This is a genomic window from Roseovarius sp. A-2 (assembly GCF_002072155.1).
Taxonomy (GTDB): domain Bacteria; phylum Pseudomonadota; class Alphaproteobacteria; order Rhodobacterales; family Rhodobacteraceae; genus Roseovarius.
In genome coordinates this window covers 253518-279215 of record NZ_BDIY01000002.1, presented here as the reverse complement: position 1 = coordinate 279215, position 25698 = coordinate 253518, and the positions used below count along the sequence as shown (strand labels likewise).

General features: G+C 64.1%; 27 protein-coding genes. 18 read left to right on the top strand and 9 right to left on the bottom strand.

Annotated elements, in window-relative coordinates:
* The first annotated feature begins 6 nt into the window (after positions 1 to 6).
* Positions 7 to 1284, top strand: a complete 1278-nt coding sequence (gene eno / locus BHD06_RS04695; RefSeq protein ID WP_080455828.1) for a phosphopyruvate hydratase — start codon at positions 7 to 9, stop codon at positions 1282 to 1284.
* Positions 1285 to 1346: 62 nt separating this feature from the next.
* Here eno and BHD06_RS04690 read toward each other — a convergent pair whose 3' ends face one another.
* The 5 genes from BHD06_RS04690 to BHD06_RS04670 all read right to left on the bottom strand — a co-directional run bounded on the left by BHD06_RS04690 (position 1347) and on the right by BHD06_RS04670 (position 6866).
* Positions 1347 to 1625 carry a glucose-6-phosphate isomerase gene (locus BHD06_RS04690; protein WP_080455827.1) on the bottom strand — a complete coding sequence of 93 codons (279 nt, stop codon included), beginning with the start codon at positions 1623 to 1625 and terminating at the stop codon, positions 1347 to 1349.
* 251 nt (positions 1626 to 1876) lie between these two features.
* Positions 1877 to 3466: a glucose-6-phosphate isomerase gene (gene pgi / locus BHD06_RS04685; protein WP_376764841.1), complete on the bottom strand. Its 1590-nt coding sequence runs from the start codon at positions 3464 to 3466 to the stop codon at positions 1877 to 1879.
* Between the two features lie 5 nt (positions 3467 to 3471).
* Positions 3472 to 4143, bottom strand: a complete 672-nt coding sequence (gene pgl / locus BHD06_RS04680; RefSeq protein WP_080455826.1) for a 6-phosphogluconolactonase — start codon at positions 4141 to 4143, stop codon at positions 3472 to 3474.
* The gene (zwf, locus tag BHD06_RS04675; RefSeq protein ID WP_080455825.1) at positions 4140 to 5594 is read right to left on the bottom strand and encodes a glucose-6-phosphate dehydrogenase; all 1455 of its coding nucleotides are present in this window, start codon (positions 5592 to 5594) and stop codon (positions 4140 to 4142) included. Before zwf ends, pgl begins: the two co-directional genes overlap by 4 nt.
* A 153-nt stretch (positions 5595 to 5747) precedes the next feature.
* Positions 5748 to 6866 (bottom strand): DUF6456 domain-containing protein, encoded by a 1119-nt coding sequence (locus tag BHD06_RS04670; protein ID WP_080455960.1) that lies wholly within the window; start codon positions 6864 to 6866, stop codon positions 5748 to 5750.
* A gap of 238 nt (positions 6867 to 7104) precedes the next feature.
* Here BHD06_RS04670 and BHD06_RS04665 point away from each other — a divergent pair, with 238 nt between their 5' ends.
* Positions 7105 to 7401 (top strand): DUF6477 family protein, encoded by a 297-nt coding sequence (locus tag BHD06_RS04665; protein WP_080455824.1) that lies wholly within the window; start codon positions 7105 to 7107, stop codon positions 7399 to 7401.
* 22 nt (positions 7402 to 7423) lie between these two features.
* Here BHD06_RS04665 and BHD06_RS04660 read toward each other — a convergent pair whose 3' ends face one another.
* On the bottom strand, positions 7424 to 8971 hold the full coding sequence (locus BHD06_RS04660) for a trimethylamine methyltransferase family protein (RefSeq protein WP_080455823.1): 1548 nt from the start codon (positions 8969 to 8971) through the stop codon (positions 7424 to 7426).
* Positions 8972 to 9294: 323 nt separating this feature from the next.
* On the opposite strand from BHD06_RS04660, the gene BHD06_RS04655 reads away from it, so the two are divergent.
* The 12 genes from BHD06_RS04655 to BHD06_RS04600 all read left to right on the top strand — a co-directional run bounded on the left by BHD06_RS04655 (position 9295) and on the right by BHD06_RS04600 (position 20212).
* Positions 9295 to 10557 (top strand): OmpP1/FadL family transporter, encoded by a 1263-nt coding sequence (locus tag BHD06_RS04655; protein ID WP_080455822.1) that lies wholly within the window; start codon positions 9295 to 9297, stop codon positions 10555 to 10557.
* Between the two features lie 60 nt (positions 10558 to 10617).
* Positions 10618 to 12189: a glutamine-hydrolyzing GMP synthase gene (gene guaA, locus BHD06_RS04650; protein ID WP_080455821.1), complete on the top strand. Its 1572-nt coding sequence runs from the start codon at positions 10618 to 10620 to the stop codon at positions 12187 to 12189.
* Complete coding sequence (locus BHD06_RS04645; protein WP_080455820.1) at positions 12180 to 12452, top strand: putative quinol monooxygenase; 273 nt, start codon at positions 12180 to 12182, stop codon at positions 12450 to 12452. The genes guaA and BHD06_RS04645 overlap by 10 nt, the downstream gene beginning before the upstream one ends.
* Complete coding sequence (locus tag BHD06_RS04640; RefSeq protein WP_080455819.1) at positions 12452 to 13141, top strand: hypothetical protein; 690 nt, start codon at positions 12452 to 12454, stop codon at positions 13139 to 13141. The genes BHD06_RS04645 and BHD06_RS04640 overlap by 1 nt, the downstream gene beginning before the upstream one ends.
* On the top strand, positions 13129 to 14037 hold the full coding sequence (locus tag BHD06_RS04635) for a DMT family transporter (protein WP_080455818.1): 909 nt from the start codon (positions 13129 to 13131) through the stop codon (positions 14035 to 14037). The genes BHD06_RS04640 and BHD06_RS04635 overlap by 13 nt, the downstream gene beginning before the upstream one ends.
* A gap of 131 nt (positions 14038 to 14168) precedes the next feature.
* Entirely contained in the window at positions 14169 to 15323 is a 1155-nt protein-coding gene (locus tag BHD06_RS04630) for a hypothetical protein (protein WP_080455817.1), read from the top strand.
* 127 nt (positions 15324 to 15450) lie between these two features.
* Positions 15451 to 16323, top strand: a complete 873-nt coding sequence (locus BHD06_RS04625) for an ATPase (RefSeq protein WP_080455816.1) — start codon at positions 15451 to 15453, stop codon at positions 16321 to 16323.
* Between the two features lie 27 nt (positions 16324 to 16350).
* On the top strand, positions 16351 to 17274 hold the full coding sequence (gene metA, locus BHD06_RS04620) for a homoserine O-succinyltransferase (RefSeq protein WP_080455815.1): 924 nt from the start codon (positions 16351 to 16353) through the stop codon (positions 17272 to 17274).
* Positions 17264 to 18238: an alpha/beta fold hydrolase gene (locus tag BHD06_RS04615; RefSeq protein WP_080455814.1), complete on the top strand. Its 975-nt coding sequence runs from the start codon at positions 17264 to 17266 to the stop codon at positions 18236 to 18238. The genes metA and BHD06_RS04615 overlap by 11 nt, the downstream gene beginning before the upstream one ends.
* Positions 18239 to 18275: 37 nt before the next feature.
* The gene (gene ppk2 / locus BHD06_RS04610; protein ID WP_080455813.1) at positions 18276 to 19145 is read left to right on the top strand and encodes a polyphosphate kinase 2; all 870 of its coding nucleotides are present in this window, start codon (positions 18276 to 18278) and stop codon (positions 19143 to 19145) included.
* Entirely contained in the window at positions 19138 to 19755 is a 618-nt protein-coding gene (locus BHD06_RS04605; protein WP_080455812.1) for a TetR/AcrR family transcriptional regulator, read from the top strand. Before ppk2 ends, BHD06_RS04605 begins: the two co-directional genes overlap by 8 nt.
* A gap of 88 nt (positions 19756 to 19843) precedes the next feature.
* Positions 19844 to 20212 carry a DUF2852 domain-containing protein gene (locus BHD06_RS04600; protein ID WP_080455811.1) on the top strand — a complete coding sequence of 123 codons (369 nt, stop codon included), beginning with the start codon at positions 19844 to 19846 and terminating at the stop codon, positions 20210 to 20212.
* 67 nt (positions 20213 to 20279) lie between these two features.
* On the opposite strand, the gene rpsI is transcribed toward BHD06_RS04600, so the two are convergent.
* On the bottom strand, positions 20280 to 20771 hold the full coding sequence (rpsI, locus tag BHD06_RS04595; protein WP_080455810.1) for a 30S ribosomal protein S9: 492 nt from the start codon (positions 20769 to 20771) through the stop codon (positions 20280 to 20282).
* Positions 20771 to 21235: a 50S ribosomal protein L13 gene (rplM, locus tag BHD06_RS04590; RefSeq protein WP_080455809.1), complete on the bottom strand. Its 465-nt coding sequence runs from the start codon at positions 21233 to 21235 to the stop codon at positions 20771 to 20773. The genes rpsI and rplM overlap by 1 nt, the downstream gene beginning before the upstream one ends.
* A 359-nt stretch (positions 21236 to 21594) precedes the next feature.
* On the opposite strand from rplM, the gene speD reads away from it, so the two are divergent.
* Positions 21595 to 22119, top strand: a complete 525-nt coding sequence (gene speD, locus BHD06_RS04585) for an adenosylmethionine decarboxylase (protein WP_080455808.1) — start codon at positions 21595 to 21597, stop codon at positions 22117 to 22119.
* Positions 22116 to 22961 (top strand): polyamine aminopropyltransferase, encoded by an 846-nt coding sequence (gene speE / locus BHD06_RS04580; RefSeq protein ID WP_080455807.1) that lies wholly within the window; start codon positions 22116 to 22118, stop codon positions 22959 to 22961. Before speD ends, speE begins: the two co-directional genes overlap by 4 nt.
* 60 nt (positions 22962 to 23021) lie before the next feature.
* Here the strand turns inward: speE and BHD06_RS04575 are convergent, their stop codons facing one another.
* Entirely contained in the window at positions 23022 to 23441 is a 420-nt protein-coding gene (locus BHD06_RS04575; RefSeq protein ID WP_080455806.1) for a PaaI family thioesterase, read from the bottom strand.
* 58 nt (positions 23442 to 23499) lie between these two features.
* On the opposite strand from BHD06_RS04575, the gene BHD06_RS04570 reads away from it, so the two are divergent.
* Both BHD06_RS04570 and trmFO read left to right on the top strand, forming a co-directional pair.
* Complete coding sequence (locus BHD06_RS04570) at positions 23500 to 24285, top strand: enoyl-CoA hydratase (RefSeq protein ID WP_080455805.1); 786 nt, start codon at positions 23500 to 23502, stop codon at positions 24283 to 24285.
* Between the two features lie 42 nt (positions 24286 to 24327).
* Positions 24328 to 25686, top strand: coding sequence for a methylenetetrahydrofolate--tRNA-(uracil(54)-C(5))-methyltransferase (FADH(2)-oxidizing) TrmFO (trmFO, locus tag BHD06_RS04565; protein WP_080455804.1), 1359 nt, complete (start codon positions 24328 to 24330; stop codon positions 25684 to 25686).
* Positions 25687 to 25698 lie beyond the last annotated feature (12 nt).

Below are 25698 nucleotides of genomic sequence, written 5' to 3'. Positions count from 1 at the left end.
CCGCCCATGAGCAGCATCATCGACATTCACGCCCGCGAAATTCTAGACAGCCGGGGCAACCCCACGGTCGAGGTGGACGTGACCCTTGAGGACGGCACGATGGGCCGCGCGGCAGTGCCCTCGGGGGCCTCGACCGGCGCGCATGAGGCGGTGGAGCGGCGCGACGGCGACGCCGCGCGCTATCTCGGCAAGGGCGTGCTGGAGGCCTGTGCCTCGGTCAACGGCGAGATTGCCGAGGAACTTCTCGGCATGGACGCCACCGAGCAGGTGGCCGTCGACATGACGATGATCGAACTGGACGGCACCCCCAACAAGGGGCGACTGGGGGCGAACGCGATCCTCGGCGTCAGCCTGGCAATCGCCAAGGCGGCGGCGGATTATTCAGGCCAGCCGCTCTATCGCTATGTCGGCGGCACCTCGGCGCGCACCCTGCCGGTGCCGATGATGAACATCATCAATGGCGGCGAACATGCCGACAATCCGATCGACATTCAGGAATTCATGATCATGCCGGTCAGCGCGGGCGATATCCGCGACGCGGTGCGCATGGGGGCCGAGGTGTTCCACACCCTGAAAAAGGAACTGTCGGCGGCGGGCCTTGCGACTGGAGTGGGCGACGAGGGCGGCTTTGCCCCGGCGCTGTCCTCGACCCGTGACGCGCTCGACTTCATCCTGAAATCCATCGAAAAGGCGGGCTACACACCGGGTGACGATATCTGCCTCGCGCTCGATTGTGCCGCGACCGAGTATTACAAGGGCGGCAAATACGAGTTGTCCGGCGAGGGGCTGAGCCTTTCGAGCGACGAGAACGTGGCCTATCTTCAAAGCCTGGTGAACGACTACCCGATCATCTCGATCGAGGACGGCTGTTCCGAGGATGACTGGGATGGCTGGGTCGCGCTGACGCAGGCCATCGGCGACCGGGTGCAGCTGGTCGGCGACGATCTTTTCGTCACCAACCCCGCGCGCCTCGCCATGGGGATCGAGAAGGGCGCGGCCAACTCCATGCTGGTCAAGGTCAACCAGATCGGCACACTCACGGAAACGCTTCAGGCGGTCGAGATGGCGCATCGCGCGCGTATGACCAATGTCATGTCGCACCGCTCGGGCGAGACCGAGGACGCCACCATCGCCGATCTGGCCGTGGCCACCAATTGCGGGCAGATCAAGACCGGCTCGCTCGCGCGCTCGGACCGGCTGGCGAAATACAATCAGCTGATCCGGATCGAGGAAATGCTGGGCGAGACCGCGACCTATGCGGGCCGCTCGATCCTGCGCAGCTGATCAGACGAAAACGGGACGCATCGACCGATGCGCCCCACCTTTCCGGTGTCTGGCCGACCCGATCAATTCGGACATGCGGCCCGGTAATAGGTGCCGTCGCCGCGCGAATAGGCGCAGGATCCGGTCTGCTGGTTCTGGGCCACGACCGTCCCGGCAGCGGCGCCACCAAGGGCGGAAATCAGGCGCCATTCGTCGCCGGCGCCCAGGGCCTCGGCAGTGATCAGACCTGCGGCGGCCCCGCCTGCGGCACCGGCCACCGTGCGCCCTTCCGGCGACATGCCCTGACAGGCCCCGAGGGCCAGCATCGAAAGACCTGCTGCGGGCATCATCAAAATCCTCATAATTCTCTCCTTGATGTCGGACGCCTGCTCAGCACCACACAAAAGAATGATGGCCGCCGGGACAGCGCCTCAGTTTGTTTCACAACTGTTCAACGTTCAGTCGCCGGCCGTTGTTCCAGCCCGGAAAAAATAATCACGCGCAGCGCAGCCGCTGCCGGTTTGCCACGACCTTCTGACAGGACAGCGCAGAGAACCTCGATCAGATCCGCGATGCCCGCGTGCCTCCGCGGGCGGACGCGGGCGTGCAGTTTTCAGCCCGTCCGCGCGCGCACATGTGCCACCAGCGCGCGCGTGGAGCCGTCCTTGCCCGAGGCGTCCTCCCCCTCCAGCAACGGCAGCATCTCGCCGGCCAGCACCTTGCCCAGTTCCACCCCCCACTGATCGAAGGAGTTGATCCCGAGGATCACCCCTTCGACAAAGACCCGGTGTTCATAAAGCGCGATGACCTGCCCCAGACGCCGGGGCGTCAGCCGGTCATAGGCCAGCGTCACCGACGGCCGATTGCCCGGAAACACCCTGTGTGCGGCCTGCCGTTCCAGTTCCGCGCCGGTGAGCCCTGCCGCGCGCATCAACGCGCGGGCCTCGTCCATGCTCCGCCCGCGCATCAGCGCCTCGGATTGGGCCAGACAATTGGCCACCAACAGCCGGTGATGATGCGCCAGGTTTGGCTCGTGCCCATTTGCGGCCACCAGAAATTCACAAGGCACCACATCGGTGCCCTGATGGATCAGCTGATAGAACGCGTGCTGCCCGTTGGTGCCCGGCTCGCCCCATACAACCGGGCCCGCCGGGCGTGCGAGCGGCGCGCCCGCCATGCTCACCCGCTTGCCGTTGCTCTCCATCTCCAACTGTTGAAGATAGGCAGGCAACCGCGCCAGACGCTGATCATAGGGCAACACCGCGCGGGTGGCATATCCCATGCCCTGATGATGCCAGAGCCCGACCAGCGCCAGCATCAAGGGCATGTTCTCCTGCGGCGTGGCATCCCGAAAATGCCGGTCCATCGCCTCGGCCCCGGCAAGAAACTCCTCGAACCGCTCCGGCCCGATGGCGATCATCAGCGGCAGCCCGATCGGCCCCCAGACCGAATAGCGCCCGCCCACGTAATCGCCAAAGCCAAACACGCGCGCCGGGTCGATCCCCCATTCGGCGGTCTTGTCCAGCGCCGAGGAGACGGCGGTAAATTGCGGCCCCGGCTCTACGCCCGCACGCTCCATCCACGTCCGCGCGGTCGCGGCATTGGTCATCGTCTCGATGGTGGTGAAGGTCTTGGAGGCGACGATCACCAGCGTGGTCGCGGGATCAAGCCCACGCAGCGTGTCGGCGATATCCGCGCCATCCACGTTCGACACGAAATGACAGCGCGGCCCGTCGTGATAAGGCTTGAGCGCGCGCACCACCATCTCGGGGCCGAGATGCGAGCCGCCGATGCCGATATTGATCACATCGGTGATTGGCCCCTGCCGGATCTCTTGGGCAAAGGCCGCCATCCGGGCGCGTGTGGCGTGGATGCCGGGCATGATGTCCACGCCGTCCACCGTGACCGCCCCGCCCGAAAGGTTGCGCAGCGCGGTATGCAGGACGGCGCGCCCTTCGGTCTCGTTGATGGGCTGCCCGTCGAACATCGCCGCGCCGCGTTCCGCGACCCCCGCCGCACCGGCCAGACGCAAGAGCGCCGCGCGCGCGGCTTCGTCCAGCGTCGTCTTGGAATAATCCAGCAGCATCCCGTCAAAGTGCACGGAAAACGCCTCGGCGCGCCCCGCCTTCTCGAACAGCCCCGCGATGCTGCGCCCTGCCGCGGCCTCGGCCGCACACTCAACCTCGGTCCACATCTCGCATATGCTCGTCATGGTGCCCAATGCACCGTCATGTCATCCAGCACGGCGGCGATCGGGGCCTCAGCCGGGCGCATGTGCTGCGCGCGCTCCAGCGCGCGGCGTTTTTTCTCGCCGGTGATCATTAGATGCTTGGCCACCGCGCCGTTCAGCACCCGCGCCGACAGCGTCACGCGCGGCTCTTCGGCCCCATCGACGCGCATCGGCACGAGGAGCGGCGCGCGCCGCTCCAGCGCCGCCTCAAGATTGTCGGCCCCGGGAAAGAGCGAGGCGGTGTGCATGTCCTCGCCCATGCCCAGGAGGCAGACATCAATGGGCAACGCGGGCGAGATGTTGGCTTCCAGTTCCGCCAGCACCTCTTCGGGCTCCGGTGCCTTGGCATATAGCGGCAGGTAGCGTGCCGCCGCCGCCCGCCCAGTCAGCAGCCGCTCACGCAGGAGCCGCGTGTTGGAGCGCACATGCACCTCGGGCCGCCAGCGCTCGTCACTCAAGAGCACATCAACCCGGTCCCAATCGAGGCCGGTGTCGCAGAGCGCGTCAAAGACCGGGCCAGGCGTGGTGCCGCCGGGCACCACGAACAGCACGCGATCCTCATTGGCAAGCACGGTGCGCAGGGCACTGGCCAGAGTGTCGGCAAGGCCGATGGCCAGCATGTCGGCATCGGGATAGTCGATGATTTTCATGGTCGTATCTCCCGCCAGCGCCGCCCGTCCCGATGCATCAGCATGAGCGCATCATCCGGCCCCGAAGAGCCGGTTGCATAAGGCAGCGGCGCGTTTGATTGCGCGTCCCACGCGGCAATGATCGGATCGGTCCAGGCCCAGGCGGCCTCGACCTCGTCGCCGCGCATGAAGAGCGTCTGGTTGCCCCGGATCACATCCATGATCAGCCGCTCATAGGCATCCGGGAAATCCGCCTCCTCGGGCCCCAATGCCTCGGCGAAGGTCATGTCGAGCGGCACGTCGATCAAACGCATGCCGCCGGGCCCCGGTTCCTTGATGGTGACACCCAGTTCGATCCCCTCATTGGGCTGGAGCCGGATGGTCAGGATGTTGTGATGCCGCCCGGCATCGGCCCCGAAGATCGAATGCGGCGCGTCCTTGAACATCACCGCGATCTCGCTCGCGCGGTCCTTGAGGCGCTTGCCGGTGCGCAGGTAGAACGGCGTGCCGGCCCAGCGCCAGTTGCTGATATGCGCCTTGAGGGCCACGAAACTCTCGGTCAGGCTGTCGGCATTGCCGATCTGCTCGCGATAGCCCGGCTGCGCATCATCGCCCTCGTACTGGCCGCGCACCACGTTTTCCGGCTCCACCGGATCGAGCGCGCGAATGACCTTGAGTTTCTCGTCGCGCACCGCGTCGGGCTCGAACTTGGCGGGCGGCTCCATCGCGATGAGGCATAAAAGCTGCATCAAGTGATTCTGCACCATGTCACGCATCGCGCCCGACGTGTCATAGTAATCGCCGCGCCCGCCGACGCCCACGCTCTCGGCGACGGTGATCTGGATATGATCCACATATTGACTGTTCCACAGCGGCTCGAACAGGACATTGCCAAAGCGGATCGCCATCAGATTCTGCACGGTTTCCTTGCCGAGGTAGTGGTCGATCCGGTAGATCTGCCCCTCGTCGAAATGCCGCGCCAGCGTCTGGTTGAGCGCGTGCGCGGTCTCCTGATCGCGGCCAAAGGGCTTTTCCACCACGATGCGGCTGTCGTCATCGGCCATTCCGTGCTTGTGCAGCCGCTTGGCCAGATCGCCAAAGAGCGATGGGGCGACCGAGAAATAGAAGGCGCGAATGCGGTCGGCGCGCATCTTGTCGGCCAGATCCGCCCAGCCCTGCGTGCCCTTGGCATCGAGCGTGACGTAATCGAGCATCTTGAGGAACGCCGCGAGATCCTTCTTGCGGCCCGCCTCCTCGCCGCCATATTCAACGATCGCCTCGCGCACCATCTGGCGATACGCCTTTGCGTCCATCTCGCTGCGCGCCGCACCTATCAGGCGCACGTCGCCCTCGATCTGACCGGCCACAAAGCGGCGAAAGAGGGCGGGCAATATCTTGCGCCGCGCCAGATCGCCTGTGCCGCCGAACACCACCAGATCGAACGGATCGACCGGGATCACCCGAGACGCCATGCCCTGTCTCCTCAGATTGCCGCGCGCCCATCTCTCGGGCGGTGCGCGTTTCGCGGCAACTGTAACATGTCGCTGCGGCGGCACAATGGCCTCGGCGCGCCTCGGCCGTCAGAGTTTTCGGAGTCTCGGGTATGGCGTGTTGGTGCCCGTGCGTCAGCCGATCATGTTGCCCGCCTCGCCCAGCCCTTCGTAATGCCGCCTGAGCCGTTGCAGGGCGATACGCAGCACGATCTTGCCCGACCGCGCCGACCAGCCCATTTTCTTTTCGGCGCGCTCCAACCCCTCCAGGTAGCAGCAGCAGCGCAGCGCCACATCGCCCAGACCCGGCCCCAGATCGCGCAGCGCGGCGATGACGCGGGCGCGCGCCGCCTCGGCATTATAGGCCAGGGGGCCGGGGGCCGGGCTGCTGTCATCCACATGGCTGAGGAACCGGTCCCAGTTTTGGGTGACGCGCGGCCCCATCTGCGCCAGTTCGAAATCCTCGCGCAGTCGTTCGCCCGCGCGCACAAGATCGGGCGACAGAAAGCGGCTACCGTCCCTGTCGCGCCGCCGGGCGAGCGCGATCAGCGGGCTTTCGGCCAACCCGTAGCGCATCCGTCGGCGCGACTCGGGGCCCTCGACATCTGCGGTGCCGCGCAGCACCACCGGTGGCTCGCGCAGACCGTTGGCCGCGTTCTCGGCGGCGGCTAGCATTTCGCCCAGCGCCGCCCGCCCCTTGCCGGTGATGTGATAGCGCGCGATGCGGCCCGGATCCTCGCAGGCGATCCAGCCCTTGAGCGCCAGCGCCTCGGCCACCTCGCGATCAACCACCGCCGTGCGCGAGGGCTGGCCGGAGCCGCCGTCGCGCACCACGACCGCCTTGTCCATGTCCACCGACACCGCCAGCAGCGCGCCGGTTTCGCACAGCCGCCGCAACACGCGTCGCGCCTCGGCCTGCAGGCGCGCATTGCTCAGCGTGCCGTCATCGTCTTCGGTCCTTTCGGGATTGGTCTGAACTGTCATCTTGGCCTCCTTGACAGGAGAACCGATTTTCTTTGCACCGCCGACACGTTGACCAAGCCGACGCAGCGCCTCGTCGATCAAGAGATCGTCGCGCCGCGTCTCGCAGGCCCGGATCTGGCGCAACACGGTCGAGGCATGCCGCCCCGAGCGCCGCGCAAGGGCCCGGATCGGCATGCCGCTTTCGATATGGGCAAGGTAATGCAGCGCCGCTTCGGGCACCCATGACGGCACCATCTGCATGTTCGGTTTGCTCATGATCTGATCGCGCATCACCAACCCCCAGTTTGCCGTGAACAGGGCGCCGGTCCCATCGACGCATTTTATCCACAGAATAATCCACAACTTAAGCGTGCAAAGATTACCGGTTCGTTAACTGTTTCCACAAAATCAACCTTCGTTGACAAACGGTAAACAATTTCGACCCGCTGCGTGCGCAAGACCGGCGCAGCGCGCAACGGGGCCGAAGCCGTGCAAAAACCGGGCTTGCACAAAAGACAGGAGTTTCGTGATGCAGGATATTCTCAGCAACCTCGACGCCTTGCGCCGCCCGCCCCTCTTGATCCGCGCGGCGCGGATCGGGGTCGGCGACTACAAAAGAGCGGTGCATCTGCCGCCCCATCTGGGCCATGCGGCAGCACCCCGCCCGGCCGAGGCGCTGGCGCGGCTGATGGAAATCGAGGCAGGTCTGGAGCGGGACCGCACGGAGCGCGCCACCGGCTATCGGGCGGCGCGCCACGTGGAGGTGCTGATCGCCATTCTCGGCGAGGCCCGGCTATTGCGCGCCGGGCAGACCGCGCCCGCCTGAACGGGCGCGGTCTGCCCGGGGCTTAGCTGAAGGCGTCCGGCATTTCCGATTTGCGCTTGGCGACATAGGCCTTGAGCGCCTCGTGAATGCCGGGGTCGAGCGCGGGCTGCTGATAGTCGTTGAGCAGCTTCTTGTAGCGTGTGTTGGCCAGTGACATGGTATCGCGCCCGCCCTCTTCCGACCATGTCTCGTACGGTTTGTAATCGAGCAGATCCGAGCGCCAAAAGGCGGTCTTGAAGTTGGCCTGGGTGTGCGCGCAGCCCAGGTAGTGCCCGCCCGGTCCGACCTCACGGATGGCATCCATCGCCTGGCCGTTCTCGTCCATTTGGACGCCTTTTGCGAGATGATGCAACGTGCCCAGCTGATCGGCATCCATCACGAATTTCTCGAACGAGGCGACCAGACCGCCCTCCATCCAGCCGCAGGAATGCAGCATGAAGTTCACGCCCGCCAGCAGGCCCATGTTGAGGCTGTTGGCGGTCTCGTAGGCGGCCTGCGCGTCGGGCAGCTTGGAGCCGTTGAACGAGCCCGCCGACCGATAGGGCAGCCCCAGGCGCCGCGCCAGTTGCCCCGCGCCATAGGTGATATGCGCGGCCTCGGGCGTGCCAAAGGTAGGCGCGCCGGAATTCATGTCGATCGAGGTCACGAACGCCCCGAAGATCATCGGCGCGCCGGGGCGGATGATCTGCGAATAGGCGATGCCCGCGAGCACCTCGACCAGAACCTGCGTCAGCGTGCCTGCCACCGTCGTGGGGGCCATCGCGCCGCCGACGATGAAGGGTGACAGGATGCAGGCCTGATTGTTCTTCGCATAGACTTCGAGCGACCCCATCATCACATCGTCAAAGGTCATCGGCGAGTTGACGTTGATCAGCGAGGTCATCACCGTGTTCTGCTGCACGAACTCCTCGCCGAACAGGATGCCGCACATATCGACACTGTCCTGCGCGCGGCTCGGCTCCGTGACCGAGCCCATGAACGGCTTGTCCGACAGCGTCATATGCGCCAGCAGCATATCGAGATGGCGCTTGTTCACCGGCACGTCGGTCGGCTCGCACACGGTGCCGCCCGAATGGTGCAGCCATTTGGACATATAGCCCAGCTTCACGAAATTGTGGAAATCCTCCAGCGTCGCGTAGCGGCGGCCATTTTCCATGTCATGCACGAAGGGCGGGCCGTAGACCGGGGCCAGCACGAGGGACTTGCCGCCGATCTCGACCGTGCGCTCGGGGTTGCGGGCGTGCTGCGTGATCCGCGAGGGGGCCGTCGAGATCAACTTGCGCGCTAGGCCACGCGGTATACGCACCCGCTCACCCGTCACATCGGCCCCGGCCTCGCGCCAACGCTCCAGCGCGACGGGGTTCTCCACGAAATTCACCCCGATCTCTTCGAGAATCGTCTCGGCATTGGTCTCGATGATGTCGAGCGCCTCTTCGCTGAGGATCTCGAAATTCGGGATGTTGCGCTCGATGTAACGCGCGGTCTCGACGCTGACGGCGGTGCGTTCCGCACGACGCGCGGCCCCGCCGCCGCCCCGGGACCGTCTGCTGCGCGCTGCTGCTTCTGCCATGGATGCACCCTTTGATTGCGTGGTTTCTGAGTCGCCTTTTTGCCCGCTTTCTGGCAGGCATTTGCGTCGTTTTAACGTCTCACGCCGTCTGGACAGGCGCGGATTCCGTCGCATGGGGGGGAAAAGCGACATGACCCGCCCCGTCCTGCGGCGGTTGCTGACCGCCCGGACCACACGAGAATGTGACTGACGTTTGATATTCTCAAAAGCTAATCTGTGGATTTGATGGTGCAGCCGTCCTGAAACACGCTCTCGGGTCTGGCACGGGCCACCGTTATCTGACACTGGCGTGCAAACCACGCAGATTGAAAAGGGACATTTGCATGATCAATTCATGGACGCGCCGCGCGGCGGCCTGCGCCCTTGTCGGGGCCAGCCTGCTGGCCAGCCCGGCACAGGCGACCAACGGCTATTTCGCCAACGGATACGGCGGGAAATCCAAGGGCATGGCGGGCGCGGGTGTCGCGGTGTCCACCGGCGTTCTGGGCATGGCGCAGAACCCGGCGATGGGCGTCAAGGTCGGCAATCAGGCGGCGTTCTGCCTCACCACCTTCGCGCCCGACCGCGACGTGACCATCCAGCCCGGCGGCCCGCTGACCCCCGGCAAGTTCAAAAGCGACAACGACGTGTTCTTCATTCCCTGCGGCGGTGCCAACTGGCAGTTGGACGACCAATCGTCGCTCGGGCTTTTTGTCTTTGGCAACGGCGGCATGAATACCGAATTCGACAGCAATTTCTTTGCCGGATTCGGGGCCGGATCGGCACCGCTCGGGGTCAATCTGGAGCAGGCGTTCTTTTCTCTCAACTACGCACGGCAGGTCAGCGACCGGCTCAGCATCGGGGTCTCTCCCATCCTCGCCGTGCAGCGCTTCAAGGCCGAGGGGCTGGAGGCTTTCGCACCCCTCTCAGTCAGCCCGGGCAATGTGACCAATCGCGGGCATGACTGGTCCACCGGCTTTGGCGTCAATCTCGGGCTGCTTTATGAGGCGAGCCCGGAATGGACCCTGGGCGCCGCGTTTCGCAGCCGCATCCAGATGTCCAGCTTCGACAAATATCGCGGCCTCTTCGCGGAGGGCGGCGATTTCGACATTCCGGCAATGGTCACGCTTGGCGCGGCCTATACCCCGGCCGCCGCACCGGACTGGACCATCACCGGCGAGTATCAGCGGATTTTCTACAGCAATATCAACGCCATCGCCAACTCAAGCGTCACCCCTGGCGGCCCGCTCGGATCGGCGGGAGGCATCGGCTTTGGCTGGGACGATGTGGACATCCTGCGCCTCGCCGCGATCTGGCGTAAATCCGAGCAACTGACCTTGCGCACCGGCGTCAGCTATTCGAGCGACTTCATCGGAAACACCGGCGACGTGGTGATCAACACCATCGCCCCCGGCACGCCGCAATGGCATCTCTCGGCGGGTGCCAGCTATGCGATCAACGATCGGTGGGAGTTGACATTCGCCTATACACACGCCTTTTCCAACGGCTTTACCGGGGCCAACCCGACGCTGACCGGCGTGCCGCAGACGGTGCGCATACGCATGCATCAACACGAGGTCACCACCGGCTTCAGCTATCGCTGGTAGTGGCAGAGCGCGCGCCGCTTGCCCTTGCGCAGAGGCGGCGCGCGTTCTACTAGGCAGCGCATGAGCCAGATATCCCATGACCGCCTTTTGATCATCGACTTCGGCAGCCAGGTGACGCAGCTGATCGCCCGCCGCCTGCGCGAGTTGAACGTCTATTGCGAAATCCACCCCTATCAGAAGGTGACCGATGCGCTTTTGAAAGAGATCGCGCCGCGCGCGGTGATCTTTTCGGGTGGCCCCGACAGCGTGACCCGCGCGGGCAGCCCGCGCCCACCGCAGGCAGTCTACGATCTGGGGGTGCCGATCCTCGGCATCTGCTACGGCCAGCAGGTGATGATGCAGGACCTGGGTGGCAAGGTCGAGGCGGGCGAACACGCCACCGCCGAATTCGGCCGCGCCTGGGTCACGCCCACGGGGCTGGAGAGCGAAGTGATCGAGGGCTGGTTCACCGATGGCGCGGGGCGCGCGCAAGTCTGGATGAGCCACGGCGACCATGTCTCTGAAATCGCTCCGGGATTCGAGGTTCTGGGCACCTCGCCCGGTGCGCCTTTCGCGATCACCGCCGACCGCGCGCGACGCTTCTACGCGGTGCAGTTCCACCCCGAGGTGCACCACACCCCCGACGGCAAACGGCTCTACGAGAATTTCGTGAAACTCGCGGGGTTCAAGGGCGACTGGACGATGGGTGCCTACCGCGAGGAGGCGATTGCCAAGATCCGCGCGCAGGTCGGCGACAAGCGCGTGATCTGCGGCCTTTCGGGCGGGGTCGACTCTTCGGTCGCAGCCATGCTGCTGCACGAGGCCATCGGCGATCAGTTGACCTGCGTGTTCGTCGATCATGGCCTGCTGCGCCAGAACGAGGCGGTGGAAGTGGTCTCGATGTTCCGCGACCATTACAACATCCCGCTGATCCATGCCGATGAATCAGAGCTGTTCCTGGGTGAGCTTGACGGCGTAAGTGACCCAGAAACCAAGAGAAAGATCATCGGGCGGCTGTTCATCGACGTGTTCCAGAAACATGCCAACGAGATCGAGGGCGCGGAATTCCTGGCGCAGGGCACGCTCTACCCGGATGTGATCGAAAGCGTCAGCTTTTCGGGCGGCCCGTCCGTCACGATCAAGTCGCACCACAACGTGGGCGGCTTGCCGGAAAAGATGGGCCTGAAACTGGTTGAGCCGCTGCGTGAGCTTTTCAAGGACGAGGTCCGCGCCCTGGGCCGCGAGCTGGGCCTGCCCGAGCGATTCATCGGGCGGCATCCGTTTCCCGGCCCCGGCCTCGCCATTCGCTGCCCCGGCGAGATCACCCGCGAAAAGCTGGAGATCCTGCGCAAGGCCGACGCGGTCTATATCGACCAGATTCGCAAGCATGGGCTGTACGATGAGATCTGGCAGGCCTTCGTGGCCATCCTGCCGGTGCGCACCGTCGGCGTGATGGGCGACGGGCGCACCTATGATTTCGCATGCGCGCTGCGCGCGGTGACCTCCGTCGACGGCATGACGGCGGATTACTACCCGTTCTCCCACGACTTCCTTGGAGAGACCGCAACCCGGATCATCAACGAGGTCAAGGGCATCAACCGCGTGACCTATGACATCACCTCGAAGCCGCCGGGCACCATCGAATGGGAGTGATCCGGCTGACCGGAACGCTGACCTCAACGCCCGACGAGGTCGAGCGCGTGCGCGCCGCGCTTTGCGCGCATGTCAGCCTGACGCGGGCGGAACCGGGCTGTCTGTCCTTTGACATGACCGAGACCGCGCCGGGGGTCTTTTCCGTCGTCGAGTGCTTTGCTGACCGCGCCGCCTTTGACGCGCATCAGCAGCGCACCCGCGCCAGCGACTGGTGGCAGGTCACCGGCCACATGACGCGGGATTTCGATCCGAGCGAGGCCTGATGCTCTGGCGGCGTAAACCGGCCATCATCGTCGCGAGCATGGGGCGTTCGGGCAGCACGCTGTGCTACGCGGCGCTGCGTGAGGCGGCGATGGGACGGTTTGGGCGCGATCCGGCCTATTTCGCGCCAAGCCTTGCCCGCGCGCGCCTGCGCCGTGGCCAGATCGTCAAGACCCATGATTACCCCGACGCGCTACCCGCGCGGCGCGCGCCCTGCAAGGCGTTGTTTATCTTCGGCTCCACCTATGCGGCGGCGCTCTCGCTCCATGTCTGCCGGACGCGCGACGGCGCGGTCTGGGTGGCGCAGCATTTCGCCAATTGCAAAAGCACGGCCAGCCCCGACGATCTGTTCGCGCGCGATGCGCTCGGCATGGCGCAGCAGGTCAAGGCCTGGACGGTTACCGAGGCGCTGCCAGTGCTGTGCCTGCGCTACGAGGCGTTGTGGGACAGCGTGCCCCGGATCGCCCGGTTCACCGGCTACCCGCTCCACCTGCCCCCGAAAACGCCGCGCGCCACCCCCGATTTGCCCGAGAGCCTGAGACAGAGGGCCGAGGCGGTCTATCGCCCGCTCGACGCGATCCTCGACCGGCTTCCCGATGCCTTTGTCGCGGGTCCCGAAATGCAGCCACATGTCCGCGACATCCCCGATGATCCGGCCTTTTCGCCCGAGGCGCGCGCATGTCTGTCCTGACCCCACCCGGAACACCCGCCCCCTCGGGTGCCACGGTGCTGCGCGCCGCGCTCTGGATGCTGGGGGCGGTGGTGTCGTTCTCGTCAATGGCGGTGGCGGGCCGGGCGGTCAGTTTCGAGCTCGATACCTTCGAGATCATGATGTATCGCAGCATCGTGGGCTTTGTGCTGGTGATCGCGGTGGCGCGGCTGACCGGGCATATGCGCGGCATCACCACGCGCTCTCCCGGGCTCCACCTGATCCGCAACATCAGCCATTTCACCGGCCAGAACCTGTGGTTCTACGCGATCACGATGATCCCGCTGGCGCAGGTCTTTGCGCTGGAATTCACCTCGCCGCTGTGGGTGCTGGTGCTCTCGCCGCTGGTGCTGGGCGAACGGATGACACGGGTGCGCGCACTCGCCGCGATCATCGGCTTTTCCGGCATCCTGATCGTCGCGCGGCCCAGCCCCGAGACGCTGAACGCGGGCACGCTCGCCGCCGCCGCCGCCGCCATCGGCTTTGCCGGGTCGATCCTCGCCACCAAGCGGCTCACGCGCACCGAGACGCTAACCTGCATCCTCTTCTGGATGACCGGAACGCAGATCGTCTTTGGCCTCATATGCGCCGGGTTCGACGGCGATATCGCCCTGCCCTCAGCCGCGTCCCTGCCCTGGCTCTTCTTGATCGGCTGCGCCGGGCTGATGGCGCATCTGTGCCTGACCACGGCACTCTCCATCGCGCCCGCGACGGTGATCACGCCTGTAGATTTCCTGCGCCTGCCGCTGATCGCGGTGATCGGCCTCATGGTCTATGGCGAGTCTGTGGATGCGCTTGTACTGATCGGCGCGGCGGTGATCTTTGGCGGGAATTACCTCAACCTTTGGCACGAAACCCGCAAAAGACCCAGAACCTAGGCTTTTCCCGTCAAAAGTGTGTCCCCCACGCCACCGCCGGATCCTTGGACAGCTGTGACGCCGCGTCAAATATTGACCGGTCATTGCGTAACAGTAATGTGACCTCCAATAACTCTGGAGGAGGGACATTTATGAAAAATCTCGCACGCGCTGCGATCGTTACGGTCGTCGCGACAGGGAGCGCTCAGGCTGGCGGCATCGACCGTTCGGGGCAATCCATCGAGGTGCTGTTCGAACGCGGCAATTACGCGGAATTCAGCTTTGGCGCGGTATCTCCGTCTGTCTCGGGGACAGTCGCGACACCGCTTGGCCAACGCAGTTCGGGTGACATAGCGGACTCGTATTTTCAGGTCGGGGCCGCCTACAAACATCAGGCCACCGAAAAGCTAAGCTTTGCGATCATCTATGACCAGCCCTTCGGTGCCGATGTCAAATACAGTGGCGGATCCGTTCCCTTCGCAGGGACCCCTGACGCAACGGCCATCGGCAATATTGCCGCCGGAGCCTGGCCGATCGCAGGGACCGATGCGCGTCTCGACGCGGATGCCATCACCGGTCTTTTGAATTATCGCTTCACGAATGGTTTTGGCGTTCATGGCGGTTTCAGAGTGCAAACTGTCACTGCCGATTCCAATGTCCCGCTCGTCGCGGGATATTCGGTGGACGGTCAGGGCGACGAAGGTCTCGGCTATGTGGCGGGCCTGTCCTACGAGAAGCCCGAGATCGCGCTGCGCGTGTCGCTGACCTACAACTCAACCATCGAGACCACGCACCGGACCACGGAAACAACGGTTGTCTTCGGCACCCGGACGAGCAAGACCAAGATCGAAACACCCGAGTCGATCAACCTGAACTTCCAATCCGGCATCGCCAAGGATACGCTCGTGTTTGGCAGCGTGCGGTGGGTCAACTGGTCCGATTTCACGATCTCGCCCCGGGATTACCAGATCCTGACCGGTGGTCCCTTCCTGTCTTACACAAGCGACACCTATACCTACACGCTCGGGGTCGGTCGGCAATTCACGAAAAATTTCTCGGGCTCCCTTTCGGCAACCTACGAGGATAACGACGATGGCTCGCCGGTCTCGAACCTCGGGCCGACATCAGGCAAGCTCGGCTTTACCGTCGGCGCACGCTACGAGAATGAGAACGGCATGATCTTGTCCGGAGGCGTGAACTACACCTTCGTAGGCGACGCAGTCACCACGATCGGCGCGCTGCCCAGAACGCAGTTCAAGAACAACGACGCGATCGGCGTCGGTTTTAAGGTGGCCTATCGCTACTGAGCGACAGAGCCGCCAAACATCATGACCCCGCCCCTCATCCGGGCGGGGTTTTTTCGTGGGCACGGACATTTTGCCATTTGACGCCCCCGCGCGCGCTTTGTAGCACCGTGACCAAAGGGGACAGGCAATGATCTATCAGACCGCGCAGGACTGGCGTGACGCGACGCATAAACGGGTGCTGTTCTACGGCATGTCGGGCCTGGGCAAGACCCATGTCTCCAACCTGCTGCGCGATCAGGGCGGGTGGTTCCACTACTCGATCGACTACCGTATCGGCACCCGCTACATGGGCGAGCTCATTGTCGACAACGCCAAGGCGCACGCCATGCAGGTGCCCTTTCTACGCGACCTGCTGCTGTCGGATTCGATCTATATCGGCTCCAACATCACCTTTCACAATCTCGCCCCGGTCTCGACCTATCTGGGCAAGCCGGGCGACCCGGCAAAGGGCGGCATGCCCATCGACGACTACTGCCGCCGTCAGGAACAATTCCGTCAGGCCGAGATCAACGCGCTGATGGATACCGGCTATTTCATCGAGCGCGCCGAGCGGCTCTACGGCTATCCGCATTTCATCTGCGACACCGGCGGGTCGATCTGCGAATGGGTGGATGGCGACGACCCGAATGATCCGCTGCTTTCGGAGCTCTCCCGCCATTGCCTGCTGATCTATATCGAGGGCTCCGATGCGCATACCGCCGAACTGATCCGCCGCTTTGACCGCGCGCCCAAGCCGATGGCCTATCAACCCGAATTCCTCGCTACCGCATGGGATGAATATCTGAGGGAAAACAATTGCCAAGTGGACGACGTTGATCCAGACAGCTTTATTCGCTGGACCTATGCCCGCGCCCTCGCACATCGTCAACCACGCTACGAGGCCATGATCAAATGGGGTATCTCAGTCAGCGCAGACGAAGTGGCGCAAATCCGCAACGGCGCAGATTTCGATCACCTGATCGCGACCGCCCTTGAGCGCCGGACCGATACGCCTATCTGACCCCAGTCAAACAAGGACCCCTGCCCCATGCCCATCAAGATGCCCGCCAATCTGCCCGCCTATTCCGTGCTGACGCGCGAGGGTGTGATGGTCATGGACCCGGATCAAGCGGCGCGGCAGGATATCCGGCCGCTGCGCATCGGCCTGCTGAACCTGATGCCCAAGAAGATCCAGACCGAGAACCAGTTCGCCCGGCTGATCGGGGCCACGCCCTTGCAGATCGAGCTTGACCTGATCCGCATGTCCGAACATCAGACCAAGAACACCGCCGCCGAGCATATGGAAAGCTTCTACCGCCCCTTCGAGGAGGTCGCAGCCTCGGGCGATAAATATGATGGGCTGATCATCACCGGCGCGCCGATCGAACATCTCGACTTCGACGCCGTCACCTATTGGGGCGAATTGGCCCGCGTTTTTGACTGGACCCAGACCCATGTTCATTCCACCTTCGGCGTCTGTTGGGGCGGGATGGCGATGATCAACCATTTCCACGACGTCAAGAAACATAAGCTGGATCACAAGGCCTTCGGCTGCTTCCGGCACCGCAACATGGATCCCGCCTCGCCCTATCTGCGCGGGTTTTCGGATGATTGCGTCATCCCTGTCAGCCGCTGGACCGAGATGAAACGCGCCGAGATCGAGGCGGTGCCGGGACTTCGCATCCTTCTCGACAGTGACGAGGTCGGCCCCTGTCTGGTCGAGGATACCGCGCGCCGTGCGCTCTATATTTTCAACCATTTCGAATATGACAGCGACACGCTGAAACAGGAATATGACCGCGACGTCGCGACCGGCACCCCGATCAACGTGCCGTGCAACTACTATCCGGGCGACGATCCCGCGCGCCCGCCCTCGAACCGCTGGCGCAGCCACGCGCATCTGCTCTATGGCAACTGGATCAACCAGATCTACCAGACGACCCCGTTCGAGCAGATGAACATTGGCCATTAAATCTCTGATAGTCATTGCGATTGTCATCGCCGGCCTCTGGGGCTGGACACTGCACCGCGCGCGCCTGCACGAGGCACGGGCCGAGGCCGCCTTTCCCCCCGAGGGCCAGATCATCGAGGTCGACGGCCACCGCGTGCACGGCGTGGTGATGGGGCCTGATGACGGCTCGGCCCCCGATCTGGTGCTCATTCACGGGGCCTCTGGCAACACCCGCGATATGACCTTTGATCTCGCTCCGCGCCTCGCAGGCGATTACCGCGTCATCGTGCTCGACCGTCCGGGCCTCGGCTATACCGACCGGATCAACCGCACCGGGGCCACGATCACCCAACAGGCCGCGCTGATGCAAAAGGCCGCCGCGCAGTTCGGTGCCGAGAAACCCATCGTGCTCGGCCACAGCTACGGCGGCGCGGTGGCGCTCGCCTGGGCGGTCACACAACCCGACCATATCGCCGCCCTCGTCGATCTGGCGGGTGCGGCCAAGCCGTGGAAGAGTGGCCTCTCCACCTATTACCGCGTGCTCTCGCACCCGGTGCTTGGGCCTCTCGTGATCCCTTTCATTACCGCTTTTGTCGATGACGCCCGCGTCGAACAGGCGGTATCAGAGATTTTCACGCCGCAAGCGCCGCCCGGGGGCTATCTTGATCATATCGGCGCGGGGCTGACCCTGCGGCGGCACAGCATGCGCGCCAACGCCCTGCAACGCGCCAACCTGCTCTCAGAGATCGAGGCGCTGCACCCCCGCTACGACGAACTCGCACTCCCGGTCGAGATCGTCCACGGCACCGCTGACACCACCGTCGGCCTCTCTATCCATTCCCGCCCCCTCGCCGATCAGGTGGACGGTGCCAATCTCACTGCTCTCGACGGCATCGGCCATATGCCGCACCATGCCGCCCCCGATGCGGTCATCGCCGCCATCCACCGCGTCGCCACCCGCGCCGGATTGCGCCCGCCGGAGTGAGCCGCCATAGTGGGGCATCACAAGAACGAGGCCCGGCATGGAGCTCCCCTTTGATGGCGCGATCAGCGCCTTTTTCGAGAACGACGCCCCCCGCGAGGTGCGCGACGCCATCCGCCGGGCTGACAAGGACGACGTGCTCGACCCTAGCTTTCCCTATTCCGAGCGCATGGCCAAGAAGGTCTATGAAAAGGAACTTGAGCACCTCCAGATCGAACTGGTGAAGCTGCAGCACTGGGCGCGCGAAACCGGCGCGCGCGTGGTCATCGTCTTCGAGGGGCGCGACGCGGCCGGCAAGGGCGGCACCATCAAGCGGTTCCGCGAGAACCTCAATCCTCGCAGCGCGCGGGTCGTGGCGCTGCCCAAACCCTCGGATACTGAGGCCACGCAATGGTATTTCCAGCGCTATATCGACCATCTGCCCGCCGGGGGACAGATCGTGTTTTATGACCGCAGCTGGTACAATCGCGGCGTGATCGAACATGTCTTCGGCTTTTGCACCGAGGCCGAGCGCGAGTCGTTCTTCAAACAGGTGCCGGATTTCGAGCGGATGCTGGTCGATGAGGGCATTCACCTCTTCAAGTTCTGGCTGAATGTGGGTCGTGCCGAACAGCTGCGCCGCTTTCTCAAGCGCGAGCAAAGCCCGCTCAAGCAATGGAAACTAAGCCGAATCGACGTCGAGGGCCTGCGCAAATGGGACGCCTACAGCGCCGCCATCGAGGAAACGCTCGCGCGCAGCCACAGCAGCCACGCGCCCTGGACCGTGATCCGCAGCGATGACAAGCGCCGCGCCCGGCTGGCCGCGATCCGGCAGGTGCTCAGCAGCCTCGACTACGCCCGCAAGGACCCCCGCGCCGTCGGCACGTGCGACGCCGGGATCGCGGGCGGGCCCGAGATCTGGAATGGCTAAGCAGGGCTATCACCACGGCAACCTGCGGCAGGCGCTGGTCGAGGCGACGCTCGACCTAATTGCCGAGCGCGGGCCACAGGGCTTTACCATGGCCGAGGCCGCCAAGCTGGCGGGCGTCTCGCCCGCCGCCCCCTACCGGCATTTTTCGGGGCGCGAGGCACTGATCGCCGAGGCCGCGCGCCAGGGCTACGAGATTTTCGTGACGCGGATGGAGGCGGCCTTTGACGGCGGCCAGCCCAATCCGCTGGCGGCCTTCATGACGACGGGCCGCGCCTATCTGGAGTTTGCCCGCAGCAATGCCGGGCATTACGTGGCGATGTTCGAATCCAACCTCTCGGTCAATTGCAGCCCGGAACTGGCCGATGCAGCCGGGCGCGCGCAGGCCATTCTCAATCGCGCGGCCGAGGCGCTCTCGGCCCACCTGCCGCCTGACCGCCGCCCCCCTGCGGCAATGTTCGCAGCCCATGTCTGGGCCATGAGCCACGGCGTCGTGGAACTCTTCGCGCGCGGCAATCCCGGGGCCCGTTCACCCTTTCCGCCCGACGACCTGCTCGAGTCGGGCATCGCGGTCTACCTGCGCGGCCTCGGCCTGATCCCGCCCGACAGCTGAAAATTTCCCGCCCGGCCCCCTTGCATGCGGCCAAGGCATTCCCATCTATGTAAATGTAAATAACATTCACACTGTAAGAGGAGCACCCATGTCCACCATCGCCGCATGGCCCGCACGGGCCGAAACCTGGCTCGACCGGCAGGGCAAACCCGCCTGGATCATCGCCATGGTTCTGGGCTTCATCGTCTTCTGGCCGATTGGCCTCGCCCTCTTGGGTTACATGATCTGGAGCAATCGCATGTCCTGCAGCCGCACATCCACCCGCCACACCCGAAACGCGCCCTCGGGCAACAGCGCCTTTGACGCTTACAAAGCCGACACGCTGCGCCGCCTCGAAGAGGAACAGGAGCAGTTCGAGAGCTTTCTGCAACGCCTGCGCGACGCGCGTGACAAGGCCGAATTCGATCAGTTCATGGCCGAGCGGCGCGACCCTACCCCGGATCGGGCGACCGGCTGATGCGACGCACAAATACAAAAGGGCCGCCCCTTGGGACGGCCCTTCGTGTTTTTGAACGGATCGAGGCTTAACGCTTGGAGAACTGGAAGCTCTTGCGCGCCTTGGCCCGGCCATATTTCTTGCGTTCCACCACGCGGCTGTCGCGGGTCAGGAACCCGGCGGCCTTGAGCGCACCGCGCAAGCTGGGATCATAAAGCTGGAGCGCCTTGGACACGCCGTGCTTGACCGCACCCGCCTGCCCCGAGAGGCCACCGCCCTTGACGGTCGCCATCACGTCAAACTGATCCTCGGTGCCGGACACGGTGAACGGCTGTTTGAGGATCATCTGGAGCACAGGGCGCGCGAAATACTCGTTGATCGGCTTGCCGTTGACGACAACCTTGCCCGAGCCGGGCTTGATCCAGACGCGGGCGACCGCGTCCTTGCGCTTGCCGGTGGCATAGGAGCGACCGAGATCGTCGCGGACGGGCTCGCGCGGGGCTTCCATCGCCTCGGGGGCAACGCCTACGTCACCTGCGACGGCTTCCAGACCTTCGAGGGATTTGATTTCTTCAGCCATCAGTAAGCCACCCGCGTATTCTTGGAGTTCATGGATTTGACGTCCAGCACCTCGGGGCTCTGGGCTTCGTGGGGGTGCTCGGTGCCGGCATAGACGCGCAGATTGGTCATCAGCGTGCGGCTCAGGCGGTTGCCCGGCAGCATGCGCTTGACGGCCTGCATCACGACGCGCTCGGGGTACTTGCCCTCGAGGATCTCAGCCGTGGTGCGCGACTTGATGCCGCCCGGGTGGCCAGTGTGCCAATAGTTCGGCTTGTTGCGCTTGTTGCCGGTAAGCTGCACCTTGTCGGCATTGATGACGATCACGTTGTCACCCGTGTCCATATGGGGCGTAAAGCTCGGCTTGTGCTTGCCGCGCAGGCGCATTGCGATGATCGAGGCGAGACGGCCCAGAACAACGCCCTCGGCGTCGATCAGGATCCATTTCTTGTCGATATCTGCAGGCGTTGCAGAGAATGTTTTCATGTCAGGCAAAACCTTGTGCTTGATCTTTGGTCTTGGTCCCGGCGGGCCATGCGTGGCACGCCGATGCGATGGGCGGGTTATAGTCAGTGACGCGACCGGGTCAACAGGCATTATTTCCAATAAAATTCGTAATTTCAATGACTTGTAAATTAGGTATTATTATACCCCATAATCCTCTGCGCAATCCGTGGCATTTCCGCCGAGAAATCTCGCCGCGCTGCGGAAACACCTTGCACGACTCAGGCTACGCCCCTAATTGCCGATTCACTTGATCGGGACCGATCCCAACTTCGGATGTCTTTCTGGGGGGGCGCTAAGGGACCGACTGGATTCAATCTGCTGGAACGAAGGGGAGCGCCATGAAAGACGCCAACCTCTTCCAACTGGGGATCGGTCTGGAGACAGGCGCCCAAGAGGAAGACACCACCCGCGGGATCACCCCCGCGAACGACGACACCATTTTACCCCGCGATGTGCTGGACGAGAGCCGCGATGATCACTTCATCCGGCGCGACGGCGCTGTGTTCGCGGGCACCCATCTGATCATCGAGGTGGTGAACGGCCACGGGCTCGATGACGAGGGCCGCATCCAACAGGCGTTCCGCGACTGCGTGGATACCTGTGGCGCAACACTGCTGCATATCCATACCCACAAGTTCAGCCCGCAGGGCGTGTCGGGCGTGGCGGTGCTGGCCGAAAGCCATATCTCGGTCCACACCTGGCCCGAAATCGGCTATGGCGCGTTCGACGTGTTCATGTGCGGCGAGGCCCGGCCCTGGCTGGCCGTTGATGTGCTGAAATCCGCGTTCGGCACAGCAGATGTCCGCATCAAGGAACTGCTGCGCGGCGAGGATGTCGTGACCGAGGCCGGAATCGCGGCATGAGCAACTGGATTCGCGAGAGCCTGCATCCCGACTATGCGCAAGCCCTGCGCGTGGACGAGATGCTCTATGACAGCAAGACCGAGCATCAGCGGTTGAAGGTGTTCCAGAACGGCACCTTCGGCCGGGTGCTGACGCTTGATGATGTGGTACAGACCACCGAGGGCGACAATTTCATCTATCACGAGATGCTGACTCATGTGCCGATCCTGGCGCATGGTGCGGCCAAGCGCGTGCTGATCATCGGCGGCGGCGATGGCGGCATGGCCCGCGAGGTGCTGCGCCACGCCACGGTCGCGCATGTGACGATGGTGGAAATCGACGCGGGCGTGGTGGACTTCTCGAGAGAATTCCTGCCGATGCTGAGCGACGGCGCGTTCGACGATCCGCGCCTCGATCTGGTGATCGCCGACGGCGCCGAGTTCATCCGCCAGACCGCGGGCGGTTATGATGTGATCATCGTCGATTCGACCGATCCCATCGGCCCGGGCGAGGTGCTCTTTTCCGACACGTTCTACGGGCACGCCAAGCGCGCCCTGACCGAGGACGGCATACTCGTGACACAAAACGGCGTGCCCTTCCTGCAAGGTCAGGAATTGCACAACACCATGCGCGCCTTTCGCGCCCTTTTCGTCGATGCCACCTGCTATCTTGCGACCGTCCCCACCTATGCGGGCGGGCCGATGGCCTTTGGCTGGGGCACCGATGGCCCGTCGCGCGCCACACCTCTGGATGTGCTGCAAGGCCGGTTCGATGCCACCGGCATCACGCCTGGATACTACACCCCGCAGGTCCATCAAGCCGCCTTCGCCCTGCCCGGCTATGTCGCCAAGCTCCTGCCCTGAGCCTCATCGTTCGAAAAATACTCTCGGGGGGGGTCCGGGGGGCAGACAGCCCCCCGGCGCTCAGGCCGGCGGGATCGAATAGGTCAGGCTCGCCCGTGCTACCGGCTGCGTCACGCCGTCGGAAAACACCAGCACCTCGCCGACCGCCAGCACGCGCCCCAGCTTCAAGAGCCGACATTCTCCGATCAGATCGGTGCGCGCCGCCGGTTTGCGCATGAAATCTATGCTGCAATTGGTCGTCACCGCCAGCCCCTGCGGCCCGATCATCGCCAGCACGGCGAGGTAGACCGACACATCCGCCAGCGCAAAGATCGACGGGCCCGACACGGTGCCGCCGGGCCGCAAATGCCGCTCCCCCACCAAAAGCCGCGTGCGAATACGCATCTCGCCCACATCCTCGATGGCAAACTCGCCCATGACCTGCGGAAATTCCCGCTCCAGGAATCCCATCAAGTCTTCCGCACCCATCTTCAGGCTCATGCTTTCCTCCCTGCCCTTATCCATGCCAGAATGGCCATAACGCAAAAGGGGTGACAAGATGCCAATTCTCGACCGCACAGACGAAGGCGCAATCGCGCGTCTTACGCTCAACTCACCGGGCAATCTCAACGCGCTCTCCGACGCGATGCTGGCGGAACTCAAATCCGAATTCGCGCGGCTCGGCGAGGATCGCCGCATTCGCGTGGTCACGCTCGCGGGCACCGGCAAGGCGTTCTGCGCGGGCCACGATCTCAAGGAAATGCAGGCCGCGCGGCAATCGCCCGACAATGGCCGCGCCTATTTCGCCGATCTCTTCGCGCGCTGCACCGAGGTGATGACCGCAATCCGCGACCTGCCGCAGCCGGTGATCGCCGCGCCGCATGGCATCGCCACCGCCGCAGGCTGCCAGCTTGTGGCGTCCTGCGACATGGCGGTCGCCGCCCACGGTACCCGCTTTGGCGTCAACGGCGTCAATATCGGACTTTTCTGCTCGACCCCCATGGTGGCGCTCAGCCGCAACATCCCGCGCAAACAGGCGTTCGAGATGCTGACCACCGGGCAATTCATCGAGACCAACCGCGCGCAGGAGCTGGGCCTGATCAACCGCGCCGTGCCGATGGAGGATCTGGAGGCCGAGACCATGACCCTTGCCGAGACCGTGGCGGCCAAGCTCGGCTCGGCGGTGCGCATCGGCAAGCGCGCCTTCTACGAACAACTGGAACTGAACATTGACGCCGCCTACGCCCATACCGGCGCGGTGATGGTCGAGAACATGCTCGACCGCGACACCGACGAGGGCATCAATGCCTTTCTCGCCAAGCGCCCGCCGGACTGGCAGCAGTGACGCCCCTTTCCAAACCCCGCGCAATCCCCTAGATCGCAGCCCATGACACAGAGTTTGCACATCATCGGCGGCGGCATGGCCGGGTCCGAGGCCGCTTGGCAGGCCGCCAATCTCGGCATCAACGTGGTCCTCCACGAAATGCGCCCCAAGGTGAAGACCTTCGCGCATCGCACGGGCGATCTGGCGGAAATGGTCTGCTCCAATTCCTTCCGCTCGGATGACCATGAGCAGAACGCCGTGGGCCTGCTGCATTGGGAAATGCGGGCCGCAGATGGCCTGATCATGGCGATGGCCGACCGCCACCGTCTGCCCGCCGGGGGCGCGCTCGCCGTGGATCGCGACCCGTTCGCGCAATCGGTCACGCAGCGCCTCATGGATCACCCAAAGATCACCGTGCAACATGCTGAAATCACGGAGCTTCCTACGGATGGCCACTGGATCGTCGCGACTGGCCCGCTGACCTCGGAAGGGCTGGGCCAGGCCATCGCACGCGAGACCGGGAGCGACGCGCTCGCCTTCTTCGACGCCATCGCCCCAATTGTTTATTACGACAGCATCGACATGTCCAAGGCGTGGATGCAATCGCGCTACGACAAGGGCGAGACCGAGGCGGAACGCACCGCCTATCTCAATTGCCCAATGGACCGCGACCAGTATGAGGCCTTCATCGATGCGCTGCTCGCCGCCGACAAGACCGAGTTTCACGAGGGCGAAACGGCCAAGTATTTCGACGGCTGCCTGCCTATCGAGGTGATGGCCGAACGCGGCCGCGAAACCCTGCGCCACGGCCCGATGAAGCCCGTCGGCCTGACCAACCCGCATCAGCCCGACATCAAGGCGCATGCGGTGGTGCAACTGCGCCGTGACAATGCGCTCGGCACGCTCTACAATATGGTGGGCTTCCAGACCAAGATGAAATATGGCGCGCAAGCCGCTGTTTTCAAGGCAATCCCCGGACTGGAGAACGCCAATTTCGCCCGCCTTGGCGGCATCCACCGCAACACCTTCCTGAATTCTCCGACGTTGCTCGATGATCAGCTGCGCCTGCGCTCGCGCCCGCATATCCGCTTTGCCGGGCAGATCACCGGCGTCGAGGGTTATGTCGAGTCAGCGGCCATGGGCCTGCTCGCGGGCCGCCTCGCCGCCGCTGAAATCATGGGCCAACCTCTGCCACCCGTCCCGCAAGACAGTGCCATGGGCGCGCTCATCCACCACATCACGGGCGGCGCCGAGGCCAAGACCTTTCAACCGATGAACGTGAATTTCGGCCTCTTCCGCCCGGTGGAGGGGCTCAAGGGAGGTCGGCGCGGGCGCGTGCATCGCTACAAGGCCTATACCGACAGGGCCAAGGCGGCATGGACCGATTGGTTGCAGGCGCAATGCATGAGCTTCGCACCCTAACCAATTGCTTAA